At 38.6% G+C, this 20002-nt stretch carries 20 protein-coding genes and 1 tRNA gene; 12 read left to right on the plus strand and 9 right to left on the minus strand.

Translation table 11 applies throughout. The features are described from left to right. The first annotated feature begins 209 nt into the window (after window positions 1-209). Entirely contained in the window at window positions 210-452 is a 243-nt protein-coding gene (locus ACN9MR_RS26360) for a cytochrome b5 domain-containing protein (RefSeq protein WP_426327404.1), read from the plus strand. Here the strand turns inward: ACN9MR_RS26360 and ACN9MR_RS26365 are convergent. Next, window positions 439-1266 (minus strand): helix-turn-helix domain-containing protein, encoded by an 828-nt coding sequence (locus ACN9MR_RS26365; RefSeq protein ID WP_426327405.1) that lies wholly within the window; start codon window positions 1264-1266, stop codon window positions 439-441. The genes ACN9MR_RS26360 and ACN9MR_RS26365 overlap by 14 nt on opposite strands. Window positions 1267-1351: 85 nt before the next feature. Here ACN9MR_RS26365 and ACN9MR_RS26370 point away from each other — a divergent pair, with 85 nt between their 5' ends. The 3 genes from ACN9MR_RS26370 to ACN9MR_RS26380 are packed head-to-tail and all read left to right on the plus strand — an operon-like array spanning window position 1352 to window position 5346. Further along, entirely contained in the window at window positions 1352-2689 is a 1338-nt protein-coding gene (locus ACN9MR_RS26370; RefSeq protein WP_426327406.1) for a TolC family protein, read from the plus strand. A 1-nt stretch (window position 2690) separates the two neighbouring features. Continuing rightward, window positions 2691-3758, plus strand: a complete 1068-nt coding sequence (locus tag ACN9MR_RS26375; protein ID WP_426327407.1) for an HlyD family secretion protein — start codon at window positions 2691-2693, stop codon at window positions 3756-3758. Beyond that, window positions 3751-5346 (plus strand): MFS transporter, encoded by a 1596-nt coding sequence (locus ACN9MR_RS26380; protein ID WP_426327408.1) that lies wholly within the window; start codon window positions 3751-3753, stop codon window positions 5344-5346. The genes ACN9MR_RS26375 and ACN9MR_RS26380 overlap by 8 nt, the downstream gene beginning before the upstream one ends. Before the next feature lie 263 nt (window positions 5347-5609). Here the strand turns inward: ACN9MR_RS26380 and ACN9MR_RS26385 are convergent, their stop codons facing one another. Beyond that, window positions 5610-6530 carry a PfkB family carbohydrate kinase gene (locus tag ACN9MR_RS26385; protein ID WP_426327409.1) on the minus strand — a complete coding sequence of 307 codons (921 nt, stop codon included), beginning with the start codon at window positions 6528-6530 and terminating at the stop codon, window positions 5610-5612. 144 nt (window positions 6531-6674) lie between these two features. Between ACN9MR_RS26385 and ACN9MR_RS26390 the strand changes: the two genes are divergently transcribed. Together ACN9MR_RS26390 and ACN9MR_RS26395 are read left to right on the plus strand one after the other, a co-directional pair. Further along, window positions 6675-6751 (plus strand) — tRNA-Asn (locus ACN9MR_RS26390). A 28-nt stretch (window positions 6752-6779) separates the two neighbouring features. Continuing rightward, window positions 6780-7067, plus strand: coding sequence for a GIY-YIG nuclease family protein (locus ACN9MR_RS26395; protein WP_426330245.1), 288 nt, complete (start codon window positions 6780-6782; stop codon window positions 7065-7067). Window positions 7068-7093: 26 nt separating this feature from the next. Here the strand turns inward: ACN9MR_RS26395 and ACN9MR_RS26400 are convergent, their stop codons facing one another. The 6 genes from ACN9MR_RS26400 to ACN9MR_RS26425 all read right to left on the minus strand — a co-directional run bounded on the left by ACN9MR_RS26400 (window position 7094) and on the right by ACN9MR_RS26425 (window position 12623). Continuing rightward, window positions 7094-7729, minus strand: a complete 636-nt coding sequence (locus tag ACN9MR_RS26400) for a nitroreductase family protein (RefSeq protein ID WP_426327410.1) — start codon at window positions 7727-7729, stop codon at window positions 7094-7096. Between the two features lie 60 nt (window positions 7730-7789). Further along, window positions 7790-8233 carry a nuclear transport factor 2 family protein gene (locus ACN9MR_RS26405; protein WP_426327411.1) on the minus strand — a complete coding sequence of 148 codons (444 nt, stop codon included), beginning with the start codon at window positions 8231-8233 and terminating at the stop codon, window positions 7790-7792. A 53-nt stretch (window positions 8234-8286) separates the two neighbouring features. Then, complete coding sequence (locus ACN9MR_RS26410) at window positions 8287-9291, minus strand: VOC family protein (RefSeq protein WP_426327412.1); 1005 nt, start codon at window positions 9289-9291, stop codon at window positions 8287-8289. Between the two features lie 293 nt (window positions 9292-9584). Then, entirely contained in the window at window positions 9585-10442 is an 858-nt protein-coding gene (locus ACN9MR_RS26415) for an SDR family oxidoreductase (protein WP_426327413.1), read from the minus strand. 115 nt (window positions 10443-10557) lie between these two features. Further along, complete coding sequence (locus ACN9MR_RS26420) at window positions 10558-11136, minus strand: Crp/Fnr family transcriptional regulator (protein ID WP_426327414.1); 579 nt, start codon at window positions 11134-11136, stop codon at window positions 10558-10560. A 584-nt stretch (window positions 11137-11720) separates the two neighbouring features. Continuing rightward, window positions 11721-12623, minus strand: a complete 903-nt coding sequence (locus tag ACN9MR_RS26425; RefSeq protein WP_426327415.1) for a PhzF family isomerase — start codon at window positions 12621-12623, stop codon at window positions 11721-11723. A gap of 215 nt (window positions 12624-12838) precedes the next feature. On the opposite strand from ACN9MR_RS26425, the gene ACN9MR_RS26430 reads away from it, so the two are divergent. The 5 genes from ACN9MR_RS26430 to ACN9MR_RS26450 all read left to right on the plus strand — a co-directional run bounded on the left by ACN9MR_RS26430 (window position 12839) and on the right by ACN9MR_RS26450 (window position 15740). Then, window positions 12839-13162 (plus strand): ArsR/SmtB family transcription factor, encoded by a 324-nt coding sequence (locus ACN9MR_RS26430; protein WP_057931288.1) that lies wholly within the window; start codon window positions 12839-12841, stop codon window positions 13160-13162. Window positions 13163-13168: 6 nt separating this feature from the next. Next, the gene (locus ACN9MR_RS26435; RefSeq protein ID WP_426327416.1) at window positions 13169-13636 is read left to right on the plus strand and encodes an SRPBCC domain-containing protein; all 468 of its coding nucleotides are present in this window, start codon (window positions 13169-13171) and stop codon (window positions 13634-13636) included. A gap of 6 nt (window positions 13637-13642) precedes the next feature. Further along, the gene (locus ACN9MR_RS26440; RefSeq protein WP_426327417.1) at window positions 13643-14026 is read left to right on the plus strand and encodes a DoxX family protein; all 384 of its coding nucleotides are present in this window, start codon (window positions 13643-13645) and stop codon (window positions 14024-14026) included. A 56-nt stretch (window positions 14027-14082) separates the two neighbouring features. Further along, window positions 14083-14667 (plus strand): YdeI/OmpD-associated family protein, encoded by a 585-nt coding sequence (locus tag ACN9MR_RS26445; protein WP_426327418.1) that lies wholly within the window; start codon window positions 14083-14085, stop codon window positions 14665-14667. A 497-nt stretch (window positions 14668-15164) separates the two neighbouring features. Continuing rightward, complete coding sequence (locus ACN9MR_RS26450) at window positions 15165-15740, plus strand: DUF4256 domain-containing protein (protein WP_426327419.1); 576 nt, start codon at window positions 15165-15167, stop codon at window positions 15738-15740. A gap of 8 nt (window positions 15741-15748) precedes the next feature. Here ACN9MR_RS26450 and ACN9MR_RS26455 read toward each other — a convergent pair whose 3' ends face one another. Next, window positions 15749-16249, minus strand: coding sequence for a GNAT family N-acetyltransferase (locus tag ACN9MR_RS26455; RefSeq protein WP_426327420.1), 501 nt, complete (start codon window positions 16247-16249; stop codon window positions 15749-15751). Between the two features lie 348 nt (window positions 16250-16597). Between ACN9MR_RS26455 and ACN9MR_RS26460 the strand changes: the two genes are divergently transcribed. Beyond that, the gene (locus tag ACN9MR_RS26460) at window positions 16598-19849 is read left to right on the plus strand and encodes a carboxypeptidase regulatory-like domain-containing protein (RefSeq protein ID WP_426327421.1); all 3252 of its coding nucleotides are present in this window, start codon (window positions 16598-16600) and stop codon (window positions 19847-19849) included. Window positions 19850-20002: the final 153 nt, after the last annotated feature.

Below are 20002 nucleotides of genomic sequence, written 5' to 3' on the forward strand. Positions count from 1 at the left end.
TTTCTCATATGGTAAAAACCTTTTTGTTTATCGCCTGATTTATAAATAGCGTTTTTTGAACTCGCAATTTCTAAAATAAATTACGCTTATAACCTCAGTATATTGTCGGCTGTTCCGCTCAGACTGACAATGGCTTCTTTAAAAGATGTCACCCTGAGCGTAGTCGAAGGACAATCTTTTTAATTATCTTCAACCCGAAATTAATTTAAATGGATTTACCCAGCTATACCAAACAGCAACTTGCTTTACGCAATGGACAGGACAAACCTCAAATATGGGTGGCTTATAAAGGTTTGATCTATGATATGACCGATAGCAGGCTGTGGCGGAACGGTAAACATTATGAGCACTGGGCCGGACAGGATTTAACCGACGAACTGCCCGATGCACCCCATACCGAAGCTGTTTTTGAAAAATTTATACCAATTGCTATACTAGCTACACCAAATTAATTTTAGTCAGGGTTGATTGTTTTAGCTCTTTAAACTCCGAAGGCCTTTTGCCCACCATTTTATAAAATGTGTTGCTGAAAGAAGAGATGCTGTTATAACCCACCTGATAGGCAATTTCGCTAATGGTGGCATCGCTTTCCAATAATTTTTCCATTGCTTTTATCATTCTGGCCAGTTTTAGGTACTGAAAGAAAGAGGTATCTAAAGCCGATTGAAATAATCTAGATAATGTACGTTCGCTAAAACCTGTGGCCTTGCCCACACTTTCTAAACTCATACCATCATCGGCTAGTCCTTCTACAATGTGCTTTAATACAGGTCTTAACCGCTGGTTATCGGTGGTTGGGAGTGCTATAGGGAGTGGGTGTTCGCTTACTACTGGTAGAATGTTTTTAAGCGTATTTAAAAAATCGTATTCTTTGGTCTGTGGTACAATATTGCCATTCCAGCGTTCAGAAAAGAGAAACATCTCGAGCAAAAGGTTATTTACAGGGTAAATCCCAATCTGTTCATAAAATGGATTTTCTTCATCTGTATTGGTATCGAAATAGATATTCCGCACAATTGCCGAATGGTAACGGTGCTGTAAATGGTGCTCGACGCCTGCCGGAATCCAAACGTAATGCCGGGCGGGGAGGAAATAAGATTTCTCCTTAGTGTATAGAAAAATGATGCCACCCTCTACATAAGTGAGCTGTCCTTTTAAATGCGTATGGTCTTGAAATCGGTCTTCGAACCTGCTATGCCAAACATACATGGTTTCTGGTTTTTCGTCGATTGCAAATAAAAGGTCTTCGTTGCTAACTTTTATCATTTGGCTGGTTTGAATAAATATCTGTCGGTTTAGATAAAACAAAGTAACAAATCTGTATCGAAATTTGCATCATTAATTAACAGATATGAATTTCAACAAGAATAAAAGAAGCTTTTGGTTGTGTATACCTTTTCTTTTATCATCAATTTTTGTTCATGCACAAGCTGTTCCGGATCAAAGCAATTTTACCATCAACCAGATTTGGGCATTAGCAGATAGCAATAATAAAAAGATTCAAATACAGGGCTTCAATGTGCAGGCAACTGATGCGCATGTAAAGGTGAGCAAGTCAGAGAGACTACCAGAGGTGGCTGCTGAAGGTGTTTATGCGCACGTTTTTCCCTTGCCGATTTACGAAAACGGATTGTTTCATACACCTGGCCAGTTTCCGGTGGTGCCCACTTATTACAAAGCTGGTGCTGATGCCTATTTCAATATTTATAACGGAGGGAAAACCACAGCCGAAATTAATACATCGAAAGTAGAAAGTGAATTGAGTAGGGTACAAGAGGGGCAGAGCAAGCAGGAAATTCATTATACTGCAGCAGTTTATTTTTATGATGTTTTCCGGAACATCTCTTATCAGGTTTTATTGGAACAAGACATCCGCGACGGCGAAAAGCAGTTGGCTGAAATCAATCAGCTCTATAAAAACGGTACGATATTAAAAAGTGATGTGTTAAGGGCTGAGTTGCGACTTTCTAAACAACGTATGCTATTAACCGAAATTAACAACAGCATTAAAATTGCGAAACAGAAACTCAATATTTTGATTGGCAGAACAGATGATGCACCGCTGAATCCACAAATTTTGGACAATGAAACAGATGCCATTGCGCTAAAACAGGTTGACGAATATTTTAACGATGCCAAAATATCATCTTATAAAATACAGATTTCGGAAAAAGAGCAAGCTTTGGCCAAGCTGAAACTGAAAAATGTGAAATCGAACATTATGCCTTCTCTAGGTTTCTTTGGCGAGTACGCTTTTGCATATCCGCAGATCCAGTTTTACCCTTATGCACTTTCACTTTACAGTACAGGTATGGTAGGATTGAAACTTAAAATCCCAATCTCATCCTGGTATACCAATCAACACAAGGTAAAAGAAGCAGAGATCAGGGTGCATCAGCAGGAGGTTGAAGACCAAGATGTGAAAGATCATATCCGATTGGAAGTGCGGAAAAATTACATCCTTTACAAAGAATCGTTACAACGTATTGCCCTGGCTGAAGAAAATATCAAACAGGCTGCCGAAAGTTACCGCATTGTGCAGAATACCTATTTCAATCAGTTGGCGCTTTTAACAGATATGCTCGATGCCGAAACCCAATTATTGCAATCGAGGTTCGAACTCACCACTGCAAAAGTGAATGCCAAAATACAATATTATCAATTACAAAAAGCCGTAGGAAACTTATAAAATGAACACACAGAAACAAATTAAAGCCGATAAAATCATCAGTAGAATCACTACCATAATAGCGCTTATCGTGTTGGTGGTGTTGGTGATATGGGGTGGAAAAACACTCTTTGGCTATATTAAATATGAAGAAACCAACGATGCTCAGGTGGATGAATATATTAATCCAGTAACGGCAAGGGTGAGCGGTTATATCAAAGATGTAAAGTTTGAGGAGAATGGGGATGTGAAAAAAGGCGATACGCTGGTTTTGATAGACGATAATGACTATACCGTTCAGGAGGATGAGGCCTCGGCATCTTTATTAAATGCCCAGGCACAGGTTTCTGTGCAGCAGAGCAACATTAAAACCGCCCAGAGCACTGCACTTGTTGCTGAAGCTAAAATTGCTGCCGCAAAAGCCAAACTCTGGAAACAGCAGACCGAATATAACCGTTATAAAAAACTGTTCGATGCTGAATCGGCTACTCGCCAACAGCTAGAAACTATAGAAAGTTTGTTGCAGGTGGCGCAGGCAGAATACCAGGCGGCTAAAGAAGATTATGCTACTGCTATTTCGAGGACAAACGACATTAAAGCGCAAAGTGATGTGTTGCAGTCTGAAATAAAAAGAAGACAAGCTATTATGAAAAGGAATAGCCTAAACACCTCTTACGCCGTTATTTTAGCGCCTTATGATGGTAAAATGGGTAGAAGAACCATTCAGGCAGGTCAATTGGTTCAAACCGGCCAAACCATTGCCTATATTGTAGACAGAAGCGCAGGGAAATGGGTGGTGGCTAATTTTAAGGAGACCCAGATTGCGAAAATGCATGTTGGCGAAATGGTAAATGTTGAAGTTGATGCTTTTCCGGGAAAATCGTTTATGGGCGAAATTGAATCGCTTTCGGCTGCTACAGGATCGAGGTTTTCGTTACTGCCGCCAGATAATGCGACCGGGAACTTTGTGAAAATTGCGCAACGTATCCCTGTGCGTATTCGCTTAGATAAACAGGGTAGTGATATCGATTTGTTGAGTGCAGGAATGAGTGCAAGCGTTAAAGTGAAAAGAGACGGGAAAAATGACTGATCATTTGACCATCTTTAAAGCAAGAGTACCCGAGTGGTTCGTAATACTGAGCGTTTTTGCGGTGCTTTTATCTTCGGTATTGCTTTTTGCATTGTCAACTGCCGATGCCACAGCAGCAGCAGGTTATTATGGCGCAAGTGCTTCTGATATCCAGTTTTCGTTATTGATGTTTTATGCAGCAGTGGCCAGTTTCGCGGTAGTAGAGCGACGTTTTTTTGCCCGGGTGGTTACTAAAGATTACCTCTTGATCTGTATTATTTTAGAAATCCTGATTGCTTATTGGTGTTACCAAACGCGCGAAATCTGGCTGATTTTTGCCTTAAGGTTTTTACAGGGCATCATAAACTGCGGTCTAACCAGCATTTCGCTCAACTTGCTATTTAGCAGGCTAAAATCGGAGTACGCAAAAGAAACCGGCTATACCATTTTTTACGGAATGATTTTGTGTGTATCGCCCGTTACCGCCCTGTTCTCTGTGCCTATTGTCGAAAATTTTGAATATAATGTGGTATACAAAGCGATCATATTTTGTTTTTTGCCCAGTGCCATCCTGCTTTTTAGTATAATGAACAGGGTACATATTTTACGCAAAACACATTTGTACAAAATAGACTGGATGAGTTTTGTACTCTTCGCAACAATGCTGGTGTTAATTGCCTATGTACTTGTTTACGGGCAACAATACGATTGGTTGGATGATTCGAGTATTCTGTACTCCATTTTTGCCATTCTGTTTTTGTTTGTGGTTTCGATAGCCAGACAGCGAACCTTAAAAAGGCCAGCGGTTGATCTGAGTATTTTCAGGTCGCGGAATTTTGCCATCGGGATTGTCTTTTTGGTTATTCTGTATATTATCCGCGGGGCTTTCAGTTTAACTTCCTCATACTTTATTAACGTTTTGAGTATGGATTCGCTGCATGCCAACGAAATCATGGTCTTTAATATCGCTGGGGTAATGGTAGGATCAATAATCGCGATCCGCTTTCTTATCCGCCAGAAACATTTACGGGTACTGTGGATAACTGGTTTTGCATTTCTTTTTGCATTTTTCTTCTGGATGTGCCAACTGTTTGCCAGTGAGGCCGGAACAGATAACTTTTACTTGCCCTTATTTATGCAGGGAGTGGGGGCGGGGATGGTCATGTCGCCGATTGTGATGTTTATTATGTCGTCCGTGCCAGAGAATATGAGCCAATCTGCATCATCTGTAGGTGTTTTCGTACGTTTTTCTACTTTTAGTTTAAGTTTAGCTTTCATTAATTTTTACCAACTTTATTTCAAAGGGCAACATCACGATGCTTTGCGTAATACACTTACATTGGTGGATTTTAACCTGCCTGAAAGAATAAAAATGTACCAATCTGCCTTGAGCAGTAGGGGAATGCCCCGCGATGAGGCTGGTAAAGTGGCAATTGGTTTGCTGAATAAGGCTGTGCAAAAACAGACCTTTCTGCAGTTTTGTGTAAGCTATTACGAATGGATTGCAGTATTGTGTTTCTTAAGTATTATCCTTATTGCTTTGCAACCCGTAATTAGTAGAACAGTAATTAACTTGAGGAATAAACAACCTTCAGCGGCTGGGTTTTAGGTTAGTTCTCAATTTGCAATTTTCAGTTTGCATAAATCAATCGTCATCTCCTGGAACGCAGTGGAATGCCTGGCCTACAGCTTATAGAGATCTATCTAAACAGATTTCTCAGCTTCTTTGCATTTAAGATATGAATAGAAAGGTCGTTATTACGCTTATGGGAATGACGATCCCCTGTAAATAAAAAACCGCAGATCTAAAGAAATTTATCTCTAAATCTGCGGTTCGTTTATTTGCAATTAAAACTGCAAACCGTTAACTGACTATACTTCTATAGTGAAAGCACTTAAGCTTACAAATTCCTGGATTCTTGCTGCAACTTCTTCATCGGTTAAATTTAATAACCTTTCCGTTCCAAATTTCTCTACGCAGAAAGAAGCCAGTGCAGAGCCATAGATGATTGCGTTTTTCATGTTATTGAAGTTAATTGTACCCACTTTAGCCAAATAACCGATAAAGCCTCCTGCGAAAGTGTCGCCGGCACCAGTTGGATCAAATACTTCTGCCAAAGGCAAAGCCGGAGCTGAGAAAATCTGATCTTCGTGGAATAACAATGCACCATGTTCACCTTTTTTAATGATCAAATATTTTGGCCCCATGCCAAGGATTTTTTTAGCAGCTTTAACCAGCGAGTATTCGCCCGATAACTGACGCGCTTCGGCATCATTAATCGTTAATACATCTACCATTTTAATGGTTTCCAATAAATCATCCATCATAATATCCATCCAGAAGTTCATGGTGTCCATTACGATTAATTTCGGGCGGTTTTTAAGGCGTTTAATTACTGTTTGCTGCACTTGTGGAGTTAGATTTCCTAACATCAGGTATTCGCAGTCTTGATAGCTCTCCGGGATAATCGGGTCGAAATTTTCCAGTACATTCAATTCCGTAATTAAAGTATCGCGGCTATTCATGTCGTTATGGTATTTTCCAGACCAGAAAAATGATTTTTCACCTGCTTTAATCTGTAGTCCTTCGGTATCAATACCGTGAGTGGTGAAGGTGTTAATGTCTAATTGATGAAAATCATCTCCCACTACTGCTACGATTTTTGCTTTATTATAAAAGTAGGAAGCCGCTAAACTTGCGTAAGTTGCTGCTCCGCCTACAATTTTATCTGTTTTTCCGAAAGGAGTTTCAATAGCATCAAAAGCTACAGTACCTATGATTATCAGGCTCATATCTATGTGTTAATTTTTTTTTAAAATTTTTCACTGCAAATATTGCATAAATAATTTAAAAGCCCTAATATTGCATTCCCAAAACGAACGAGGGTGTGTGTGCTGTAAAGTACAAAGAACCTCGTTTTAGGGAATGACCAGTATTCCTTCTTAGCTCAGCTGGTTAGAGCATCTGACTGTTAATCAGAGGGTCGCTGGTTCGAGCCCAGCAGAGGGAGCCAAAACCCGCAACGAAGGTTGTGGGTTTTTTTGCGTTCTAAGGAATTTTACATTTATATCTTGTATTCACTTACTTCCGATATTTATTATGTTGGCTATACGAATGATTACGTGCGGAGACTAGGTAAGCACAATAGATCTGAGCAGACCACTTTTAATTCTAAACACAGGCCTTGGGTACCAAGGGCGGTATTTTCTTGTGGCGGACAAGAGGTTGATGCAATACGGATCGAGAGGTTTATGAAAAGACAAAAGAGCAGAAGGCTGATAGGCGGTGAAATACTTAGGTGGATGCTTTTACTAAAATACACATTTTAATGGCTCTCTTTATTAGTGGTAATTTATCATAAAAAAAAAGTCACAAATTCTTCCATCGGTTTGCGTACTTTTTCATTCTTCAAATTCCAGTCGTTTTCGTCGTCACGATAACCGACTGCCAAAAGCATTGAACTTCTTAGACCTTTTGAAGGTAAGCTAAGAAACTCATCAAGACCGGTAGGATCAAAACCTTCCATTGGCGTTGTATCAATTCCCTGTGATGCGGCAGCAACCATTGCCAATCCTAAAGCGATATTTGCCTGTTTGGCTGCGTGATGAAAATTTTCTTCAATGCTCATTTTTCCGAAAAACGCTTTAGCAAAGTGTCTTTGTCTTTCGTAAAATGCAGATTCAGCGTTCCGTTTTGAAATTAAATGATCAAAAACGTGGTCTATTCTTTCCTTTGTATATTCGTCCCAAACGGTGAAAACTAAAAGATGTGAAGATTCAACAATCGGAGCTTGATTCATTGCAATCGGCAGAATCTGCTTTTTGATTTCAGGATTGCTGATGACGAAAATTTCGTAAGGCTGTAATCCGATTCCCGATGGGGCGAGATGTGCTGCTTCTAAAATCGTATTGATCAGTTCTTCCGAAACTTTTTCGCCTGTCATTCTTTTGACTGCGTATCGCCAATTTAAAAGATCTATAATGTTTTCCATGATTTATAATTTAAAATAAATCAAGGTAATTAACATCCAATTACCTTGATTTATTTTAAATTAAAGAATTCCTAATTGACCCAAAAGTATGGTTGCTGCAGTGTAACAATGGAATGATTTTATCTTCCCATTTTCGATTTTGAAAACATCACAACAAGGTGTCTGCATTGTTTTGTTTGTAGCCGGAATCGTTCCTGAAGGTAACTGAAGCGGACCTTTGTGAGTCCCGTTTAAAGATAATTCTACCACCACTGTATTTTCATTTTCTAAAACATACAAATCATACAATTCTCTGTGCATATCTGGGAAAGCTGTTGCATAAATATCTACTGTTTTTCCAATGTCTTGTCCGTAATATTTAGTTCCTGCAGATACATCCCAGAAATATCCGTCTCCGGCAAAAAGGTTAACAAAGCCTTGTGTATCCTGTTCTTCTGCGATTCTGTATAACTCACGGATTAATTTTTCGTTCTCTGAATTTTGATTGATTACTGAAGCTTTCATAATTGATTTTTTAAAAATTGTTAATTGTTATTTTTAGATATAATTTAATTTGGTTATTTGTTATCCACAAAAACATAAAGTTTAATTGCTTTTCCGTTTTCGAAAACAAAAAGATCCATTCCGGTTACGGCATTTGGCTTTTCAGGAGTACCATTTTGCCAATACAGTCTTGCAATATTATGATTAACGTCTATCGCTTTGACATGAGTAAATCTTGAGTTTGGACTTTTCTTTTGCAAATCATCAACAAACCCGTTGATTTCTTTATGCCCGACTGCGATAAAATGACTGTCAACCATTTCGATGTTGTCTGCATAGACTTCTTTCATTAATTTTTCACGTTTTGTTATGCCTTTCTCGTTCCAAATTGCCAAGTGTAAATCGACTAATGAACGGATTTCTGATTCTGATAATGTTTTCATATTTTTAGAAGTATTTGATTTTTCTGAAGGATTTTTAGGAGACCATAAGATTGTTGCGGGATTATTTTTTTCGTAGCCTTTTCCGTTTGGATATGAAACCAGTTCCATTTTAGAACCCCAAGGTGTTGTAAAATATACCCAGCTCTCTCCTTGTGTATCTCCGGATGGTGTTAAAAAAGGTTCTCCCAAAAACTGAACGTCTTTGCTTTTTAAATAATTAACACTTTGCTTGATGTCACCAGTATAAAAAGCGATATGGCTTGCTCCTATATCGTCTCCGCCAGGTTGTAGATTGCTGCCTTTGTTATCTTTATATTCGAATAATTCGATGTTGGCACCAGTTCCTGCTTTTACCATTTTTATTGTAACCGGACCTGTTGCAGTCTGCATATGATTTGTTTTTTTCCAGGCATGATCCAATGCAATTGGCCCTAAAGTAGTGACAGGAGAAAATCCCAATACATCTTTAAAAAATCTCACCGCCTGATTCATATTCGGAACATTAATTCCTATGTGATCTACACCAAGAATTCCCACATTTTGCTGTGCTTTAACTTGAGAAACAGAAATTGACAATAATATAGCGCTTGCAATTGCAGTTAGATTTACTTTGATTTGGTTTTTTAAATTGTTCATCTTTTTAATTTTTTTGTTGTTTGATGAAGCAAATTTCTAACATTTCAATGTCTTCTACCATTGATAAAAGCTTGAAAAAAAAGCAAACAAATGTCAATGAAATGGATGATTTTTAATATTAAGCATTGTTCTAGCCCCGATTGCAACGGCATCCTTTTGTGGAGCAAAGCGGAACAAAAGATATAGTGGAAAGCGGGATTAAGCGCCTAAAAAAATAGCATTGAGAAAATTTTAAAATCAAAAAAGGCTGGAATAAAAATATCCCAACCTTTAGTTATTATTTAAAGTTCTAATTATCCGCTGTATTTTGCAAGCCATTTAGCTTTAAGTTCGGCTCTTGCATTGATGAACTCTAAATCTGTTCCCTGAGCAACAGCATCTAATGGAAAGCGCAATGGACGAGAACCTTCTTTCATTTGTATCAATTCCAGAATTCCATCTGCAATGGTTTGAGGATTCATATTGAATTCTTTCATTTTTCCAAATAACGCTGCACCAATAGCATTAAACTGTTCTGTTGCAACCGGATTATAGGCATCAGAAATTTCAGGTTTATCTGAGTTAACTCCTGCTTTTTCACCTGTGTTCATTTCGGTTGGATAAACGCCAGGCTGGATGGAAACATTATCAATATTGAACTGTTTTAATTCATCTTGTAAACCTTCTGTAATACTTTCCACTCCAAATTTTGAAGCAAAATAAGGAACCATAAAAGGTGAAGTATGTGCACTTGCTCCAGAAGTTATATTAATAATCAACCCGCTTTTATGTTCTCTCATAGAAGGTAGAACTGCCTGATAAGTTCGGATCACTCCATAAAAATTAACTTCAAACATCTGGCGAATTTTATCCAAACTGTAAGCTTCCAATAATCCAAATCCGGAAACGGCTGCGTTATTGATCAATACATCAATTCTGCCATATTTTTCAAGTGTTTTCTCAAAAGCGTTGGTTACGGAAGAATCATCTGTAACGTCTATTTCTACTACTTCAATATTAGGTTTTGAACTGAGTTCTTTTGCAGCCGTTTTATTTTTTTCGTTGATGCCACGCATTCCTGCAATTACGGTATAACCAGCGTTGGCAAGAGTAGCTGCGGTCAATTTGCCAAATCCTGTACTTGTTCCTGTGATGAAAACTGTCTTATTCATTTTATTAAATTTTGATTGTTATTTTAATAAGACAAAAATGCAGTCACAGGGGATTGTTTTCCATTGACAAAAGCTTGAAAAAATAGCAAACAAATGTCAATGAATTGGACGATTTTTATTTCTTCACCATGTTTCTGCGGAGTCTGGTAAGGGTTTCTGGGGTAATGCCGATGTAAGAAGCAATCATATGCTGAGGAATTCGGTTAACGATATGAGGGTATTTTTCAAGGAAATTCTGATATTTTTCCTCTGCGGTGAAACTGATATTAGCCAAAATTCTGTTTTGAGAAACAATAAAACTTTTCTGAATGATCTGATTTACCATTTGATTAAGCTGTGGAATTTGTGAACATAATTTTTCAAAATCAGTCTTGTCGATCAGAAGTAATTCGGTGGGTTCTATCGCATCAATATTTAAGCGAGACGGAGTTCCATTAGTAAGGCTTTCGCGGTCGCCTGTCCAATAATTTTCGGGAGCAAAATTGATGATATGTTCAGTGCCATTCTCAGCGATAGAAAATGTTTTTACCAATCCTCTACAGATAAATGCATTGTAATGCCAAATATCGCCTTCCTGAAAAAGAAATTGTTTTTTGCGGAGCTTTTTTACTTTGCAAACGGATTCAATTAATTGCATTTCGTCGTTGGAAAGTTCTATCTTATCGGTAAGGTATTTTTGGAAAATCGCGAACATTTATAGCATATTTATACATCAAATTTATAAATAAAAACTGTTTAAAGTTCTTGCTCCAATAATCACTTATTAAAGACTTTTAATCTTTCATGACAGCTCAGTTTTTTGTGGAGCAATAGTTTTATACCAGATACCTAATTCATATTCTTCAGAATAATAAGCTCGCTTCTAATCTTTAACTTTTTTGCAATAATTAAATTAATCAATTATTTTTTTCTAGATAATTCTCGTTAATCCTAGAGCCGGCTAATAATTGAAAAAATTGTTTTGGAAATTAATGATTTAGATGAATTAGCTCAGCTGGTTAGCGTCCCGCACGTGCGGGATTAATCAGAGGGTCGCTGGGGAGTAAGATCCCGATTCGTCGGGAAGCCCAGCAGAGGGAGCGAAAACCCACAACTTTCGTTGTGGGTTTTTTGCGTTTTTAGGGCTGGACGAGAAGTTTATCCTGAGCGCAGGCGAAGGGAGCCCAGCAGAGGGAGCCAAAACCCGCAACGAAAGTTGTGGGTTTTTTGCATTTAGAGCTGGACGGAGAAGTTTATCCTGAATGTATAAAAGGGAATTTTAAAACCTTTAGTTAATCATTATATTTTAATTTCAGTTTTAAATACAACCGTAGCGTTGCCTTTTATCTTAATTAGCGAAGGTAGATCATCTGCGATTTCAACACTAACGCTAATCATCCCAAGTCTGTTTATCTTTTCTCCTTGTTTGCCATTGAATTCGAAGAGGCTATCCTTAAAATCAACAACTTTATTTTGTATGAGGTATCCGCCTAATGGTCCGTTTGCATTACCCGTAACCGGATCTTCATTTATTCCGATTGCAGGGGCAAACATTCTTCCGTAGGTTAATACGTCATCATCATCCGAGTCAAATGTGAATACAAAATAGCCATTGCAATTAATCTGTTTACTTAGGTCAGTCAAACTATTGTAATCAGGGTTCAGGTTGTTCAGCTTTTCTCTGCTTTTTATCCCAATCATCACTTTTGAATGTCCTGTAGAAGCAATTTGTACCGGACATCTTTCATCAATATCATTATTATGAAGTCCTATTGCCGATAATATTTCTTTGATTGTAATGTTATCAAATACGGGGCTAAGTTCAAATTTGCCTTGAGTCATTATAATTTGGTAATCCTCATTTTTCTTAACGATCTTAAAAGGCAGCGTGCCGACCTTAGTTTTGTATCTCAAAATACAAGAGTCTAAATTATATTCAATAGCTTTTGCATACATCGCGGCAATTGTAGCGTGGCCACAAATAGGAACTTCCGATGTTGGTGTAAAATACCTGATTAAGCCATCAGAATTATTATCGTCGGGAGAAAAAAGAAAGGCTGTTTCAGAATTGTTTAATTCTTTGGCAATCTGTTGCATTTGAGCATCAGTCAATCCGTCGGCATTCACAACTACACCCGCCGGATTTCCACTAAATCTCTCTTTTGTAAAAGCATCTATCTGGTATATTTTATACGTTTTCATCGGTCGTTTCAGGTTTGTTAAAGGGGCTATTCTCTCTTTTTACTAGCTGATCAAATATATTCAATTTTATAAGCAGGATCCTGATGCTTTAATAGATATAGCGGATGAAACCAAACTTATGACGATCTGTTGAAGAAAGCCTTATAAAAAAAACTTTCATAAAAATTTGCGTAGTTAAATGGCTACATGTATATTTGTAGTCAAATAGCTACATAATGAATTTAAGAAGAGATGTATTTCAGGCCATTGCCGACCCTACAAGAAGGGCTATCCTGTTGTTGGTGGCCTCGCAGTCTATGACCGCTGGTGCAATAGCTACCAATTTCGACACCGCAAGGCCAACTGTTTCAAAGCACCTGCAGATCCTTACCGAGTGCGAGTTGTTAGAGCAAAAACAAAACGGCAGAGAAATTCATTACCACACTAACGCAAAAAAAATGAAAGAAATTGCCGATTTTATTGAGCCGTTCCGCAAAATGTGGGACGACAGATTTAATAAACTGGAAGATATCATGAAAAACTATAAACCAAGCAAATAGCATAATATGGAGCAGAAAACAAAAATTGATGCCGAAAATGGCAAACAGGAAATGATCATTACCAGAGAATTTGATCTGCCTGTAGCATTGCTTTTTCAGGCTTATGTTGAACCTGAAATTATAGCGCAATGGATGGGGACAAAAGTACTGAAGCTTGAAAACAAAAAGTATGGCAGTTACCAGTTCGAAACTGCTGATGCTAAAGGGAACGTAGCGTTTGTAGCCACCGGAGTTATACATGAGTTTTTACCAGATGAAAAAATAACGCGGACATTCGAAATGGAAAATACACCTTTTGGTGTTCAGCTCGAGTTTTTAAAGTTTGATAAACTAACCGATGATCGTAGTAAACTTACCATGCATGTGATTTATAGATCAGTAGCCTTAAGAGATCAGATACTCGCTTTGCCTTTTGCTCAAGGTATTAATATGGCGCATAACCGTTTACAAAATATTGTAAATCAATTAAAATAACACATTATGACAAAGAGAAACAAAATTATCTATTGGATTGCCACTGTTTGGCTGTCGTTAGGCATGTTATCAACAGGAATAGTACAGCTGATAAAAATGAAAGAAGAAGTGGCATTATTTACGCAATTGGGTTATCCGCTTTATTTTCTGACTATATTGGGGATTTGGAAAATTTTGGGCGTTGTTGCGGTGTTAATTCCTAAATTTACTTTATTGAAAGAATGGGCTTATGCAGGTTTTTTCTTTGCCATGTCTGGTGCCGTTTTTTCGCACATTGCAATTGGCGATACCAGTGTTTCGGCATACTTCGGACCAACGTTGCTACTTGTGTTAACTGTTGTTTCGTGGTATTTTAGGCCTGCAGATAGAAAAATTAGTTCAGTTAACTAAAATAATTTAAACCATAAGGAAGGTACCGGGCAAAGGAATAAACAAATTCGACTGATATGAAAACGAATCCAAAAGTTGATTTTTATTTTAATAAAGCGAAAAAGTGGCAGGAAGAACTGCTGTTGCTGCGGACAATTGCCTTAGATTGTGGACTTACCGAAGAATTAAAGTGGGGAGTACCTTGTTATACCTTGCACAATAGCAACATCGTTTTAATACATGATTTTAAAGAATACTGCGCATTTTTGTTTTTTAAAGGCGTTTTATTAAATGATGCCGCCGGGATCTTGATCCAGCAAACAAGGAATGTGCAGTCGGCAAGGCAGGCACGCTTTACCAATGCCCTCGAAATAGTGGAACTGAAACCAATTTTGAAGACCTACATTTATGAAGCCATTGAGGTAGAAAGAGCTGGTTTGAAAGTAGATTTAAAAAAAACTGCAGAATATACCATTCCAGTTGAGTTTCAGCATAAATTAGATCATATTCCAGATTTAAAAACGGCATTCGAGTCATTAACGCCTGGCCGACAAAGAGCTTATTTGCTTCATTTTGCTGCACCCAAGCAAGCTAAAACCCGTGAGGCAAGAATTGAAAAATTTATGCCACAGATATTAAGTGGCAAAGGGTTGAATGACTAATCGTTTTCCCATTTCGTGGTGTCGGATGTTGTCATCTGAAATGTGCGTAAATTAACCATTGGAGTGCCGTCATAAGCGTAGTTGCAGAATCTTTTAATGTAGTGTAGGGCATTGTGTCCAGGTAGAGATTAGTATTTTTTGAAATTAGGAAATGAGCGGTCTGTGGTTCTTGGAGACCTTCAGTCCGGCTTTTCGCTTTACTCCGTTACACTTCGTGTCCGCTGCAATCCGGTTTAGGAGCAGGGGTTTGTGCACTTTGCAACCCCCAAAATGAAATGCTGCATTGGCCATTTAGCCCCGGTTGAAGCGTTACCCTGCAGCAACGAGGTACGAGGAAGCGAAGCGTAAAGCAGAAAACGGGAAGAAACCTGGTTTTTTGTAAAGGCACTGCGCTCCAAACCTATTTAATAAAAAAGTGGTACTGAGAGACAGGGTAAGCCTTATATTTAATTAGGATAGAATTATAGACGACAAGATTTTTAACCAAAATAAAACTGATGAGCAAAATAAATAACAATAAAAAAGAGTTATCGCCTGATCAGGCCAAAGAACTTCTCCATACTTTAAAAGCCCGTTTCGAGAAAAACATGAACCGCCATAAAGATATTGAATGGGCTAAAGTAGAGGAAAGGTTAGTTGCCAAACCCGAAAAACTATGGGTGCTTGACGAAATGGAGGTAACTGGTGGCGAACCAGATGTTGTTGATTATGATCAAAAAACGGGTGAATATATTTTTTACGATTGCTCGGCAGAAAGTCCTAAAGGCCGTAGGAGTATTTGTTATGATTTGGAAGGATTGGAATCGAGAAAAGAGCACCAGCCGGAAAATAATGCGATTGATATGGCTGCTACAATGGGTGTAGAACTCTTAACAGAAGAACAGTACTGCTTTTTGCAGCAACTCGGAAAGTTCGATGTCAAAACATCGAGTTGGATTGTTACTCCTCCCGAGATTAGAAAATTAGGTGGTGCCCTTTTCGGCGATCGCCGCTACGATCATGTATTTATATACCATAATGGTGCGCAATCGTATTATGCTGCAAGAGCATTCCGTGCTTTGTTAAAAGTGTAAACTGATGATTATAATAACTTTTGATAACAGAAGAAACGTAGTCCAGGCCGTTTAGCCAGGCTAATTTCACCACTAAACTGATAGCCGAGCTTCGGGAAAAGCGCTTGGGTGGCCATGTTTTCGCTATTAGTATCCACCCTTAAGATGGAAATACCCGTAGCTTTTGCTACCTCTTCGGCCTGGTTCATTAAAGCCTTGGCAATACCCAAGCCCTGGCAGTCTGGGTCTACTGCTAAACGATGCGTAACAATTGCTTTTTCGTTAATGTCCCAACCTGCATCGGCATACTCTGGATCCTGGTCTTTAGTAATTGCAGAAACACCAACAAGCTTATCTTCCAGTTCAGCCACCCATAACTGACCGATAGTAATATCATTGGCAAATACCTCAGGGTTAGGGTAGTCATCTCCCCACTGGAAATTTCCTACGGCACGCATTAATGGTACAACCTTGCTTACTAAATTCATTATCTTCGGAATATCTGCGGCTACGGCTAATCTAATCGTCATGTTGCAAAGATAATATATAGGTTCATTAGTTCATTTGTCATTCGTTCAATGGTTAGCTCGTTAATTGTTCAAATCGGTTAATCGACGCCAAACGCTCGGCTCCAAATGCATGGCCGGTCAATCGACTTCGGACTAATCCAAACTTCATCAAATCTTCATCTTTCGTTTTCATCTTTGGACTTTCTATTCTTCATTAGATTCCGGCCTGAAATATTGGTTGTTAAGGAATTGTTTTCTTATTGTATTATTCTGATTTTCATATTGTTAACACAATGTTAAACTTAATTTATTGTTAATATTTAATTAACATTAAGACTGTTGTTTTGCATAAAAATAAAACAACAGAAAATGAAATCACGTATACTATCCCTAGTAAGTATTCTGCTGCTCTTGGTCACATTTGCTCAGGCGCAGGTTACAACATCTAGTATTAATGGAAAGATTAAGGATAATAAGGGTATCATCCCAGGGGCAACCATTGTAATGATGCACGTTCCAACAGGTACGGTATCTAAGGGTTCGTCAAACGAGAACGGCCTTTACCGCATTGGTAACTTAAACCCGGGTGGGCCGTACAAAATCACCGTAACCTTTGTGGGGTATAGTCCGGTGGTTAAAGAAAATATTTATTTAACTCTGGGTAACGACGTAAAACTCGATATCGATCTTCAGGAGCAGGGCAACCAATTGGCCGAAGTAAGTGTTAAAGGCCAAAAAGGCGGAACAAAATCTGGCGCAGGTACCAGTATTGGCGAAGGTCAGATTAAAACCCTTCCAACCATGAACCGCAGTTTGCAAGACGTTACCCGCGTAACGCCCCAGGGCAGTAAAGACAATACCTTTGGCGGTACCAACTTCAGGTATAACAACGTGACCATTGATGGTGCGATTAATAACGATGCCATTGGTTTTAGTCCTTCATTGGGCGGTCAGAGCGGAAGCTCGGGCATGCCGGGAAGCAGTACACGTACCAACCCGGTTTCACTTGATGCGATCCAGGATGTTACTGTTTTGCTTTCTCCTTATGATGTTAAAGTCGGTAACTTTTTAGGTGGTAGTATTAACGCCGTTACGCGTGGTGGTACAAATGAGGTTGTAGGATCGGTTTATGGCTATGGCCGTAACGCTTCACTGATCGGTAGAAACAAAATTGGCGATAACAGCAAAGAACCTTCAGCTTTTCACGATTATCAAACCGGTTTCCGTGTGGGTTTCCCGATTATAAAAGATAAATTGTTCTTCTTTACCAACGAAGAGATTACCCGCCGTCAGGATCCGGTAATTTTAGGTGCAGGATCGTCTGACATGAAATTGCTTACCTTAACTGAGGCACAGCAGATTTCTGATCGCATGAAAACAGCTTATGGTGTTGATGCAGGTTCGTTTGGCGATTACAATATCTATTCACAATCTAATAAATTCTTTAACCGTTTAGATTGGAATATCAATGAAAATAATCAGTTGACCATCAGAAATAACACCATAATTTCAAAAGCAACAAACTTAGAAAGAGACCAATCTAACTTCAGGTTTGGCGGTATCGATTTTAAACAGAACAACAATCAAACTTCAACCGTTGCAGATCTGAAAACCCGTTTTGGCAATTCAGCTACCAATAACTTAATTGTGGGTTATTCTACTGTTCACGATTATCGTGATCCGCTTTCTAATCCGGCTTTGCCACAGATTGAGATTGCTTCGAACGGTGGAACATTGTTTTTAGGTACCGACCGTGAGGCAAGTATCTTCAATATGAAACAGAACACTTTCGAATTTACCGATAACTTTACGTACAGCACCGGTAACCATACTTTTACCGTTGGTACACACAACGAATTTTATAAAATCAATTATGGCTTTGTAAACTCATGGAATGGCCGTGTGGCTTATAGCAGTGTTGCCGATTTCCTGGCTAATCAGCCAAACAGGGTACGTACCAGCTATAACTATGATGATAACAGCCGTGATAACATCATTGCAAACCCAACTGCAGAATTTAATGTAAACATGTACAGTGTGTATGGTCAGGACGAAATCCGTATCGGCGATCGTTTTAAATTAACACCGGGTTTGCGTTTTGATATGGCAAACTTGCCTGATATGCCATCATTGAGTTCAAAAACAACAAACTCTCTGGTTGATCCCAACTATGGTACAACTTATACTTATACGCAGCCATCATCAATTACCGGAAAATTCCTGAACAAAATACAGATTTCTCCACGTGTTGGTTTTAACTTCGATGTATTAGGTAACCAAAGTTTGGTTATGCGTGGCGGTACCGGTTTATTTACCAGCCGTGTTCCTTTTGCATGGATAGGTTATGCGTATTACAATAACGGTGTGAACTACGGTGCTTTTGATAAATCGTATGTTTATACAAATGCCGATCCTAGCAAAATCGTGAAACCGGTTGCGGGTTCTGACCCGATTAAAGATGCTTTAACCGGTAATGGCGAAGCAGGTTATGTAACTAACCAGGGCATAAATGTTAAAGATGCAAGTGGTGCTACGCAGGTAGATTTGGTTGATAATAACTTTAAAATGCCAAAAGCATGGAGAAGTAATTTGGCTTTCGATTATAAAACTGATGACCAGTGGAAATTTACATTGGAAGGAATTTTTAGCCAGGTGATCAAAGATGTGCAGTTTCAACAGATCAATTATGTAGATAATCCAAAATACATGGTTTACGATACACAGAAACAGATGCCGATTTATTCAGGTACTAAAATTAATCCTTTATATACCAATGCTTACCTTTTATCAAATACAGATAAAGGATACAAATACAGTTTAACAGCACAGGTAAGTAAATCGCTTCCTATGGGCTTAGATATGATGGTGGCTTATACCTATGGAAGATCGAAAGATATTGCCAATGGTATCCGTAATTCAATGGAATCTAACTGGCAGTTAAACCAGGCCCTTAGTCCAAATAACCCAGGCTTGGCTTATTCTAATTTTGATATCCGTAACAGGATTATTTCGACCATCAATTACAGATTGGATTGGGCTAAAAACGGTAAATATGTGTCTAACTTCTCCTTATTCTTCAGCGGTCAATCGGGTTCGCCATATTCATTGGGCTTAGTGAATACCAGGATCAATGGAACTGGTCAAACTGTAAGTTTGATGTATATTCCGGCTGTAGGAGAAACTGCCAAGTTCTTTGCAAGTACACCTGATGGTATTGCGCAGGCTGCTGCATTTGATAACTACATTAACGGAGATAAATACTTAAGTACCCGCCGTGGTGATTTTACAGAGCGTAACGGTGCACGTACTCCTTGGAATGTTCAGGCTGATTTCCGTTTCTCTCAGGATATTCAGGTGGCAAAAGGAAAACACCCGCATGTACTTACTTTAACTTACGATATTATCAACCTGACCAATTTGGTAAATAAAGACTGGGGAATTCAGTATTTCTCTCCTAATACCTATAACTCTATGGCCAGTGTGGGTATTAAAGTACAAACTGCAGGTACACCAACAACATATCCGGTGTATACTTTTGCACAGAAAGATGTAACCTCTTATTCAAAAGATTTCTTTGCCTCACGTTACCAGATGCAATTGGGATTGAGATATAGTTTCTAATCTTTTTTAAATATATAGATATAACGGTCTGGCCTGATAAAGGTCAGGCCGTTTTTTGTTTTTGTGAGGCGTCGCCATGAATTTATTTTATTAGTCACCTTCATGGCCTTTAATACCTAGTAGCTAATCTGTGGTCAGCATCTTTCCTGCTAG

Origin of the sequence: Pedobacter sp. R-06, from assembly GCF_049913135.1 — a bacterium.
Classification (GTDB): domain Bacteria; phylum Bacteroidota; class Bacteroidia; order Sphingobacteriales; family Sphingobacteriaceae; genus Pedobacter.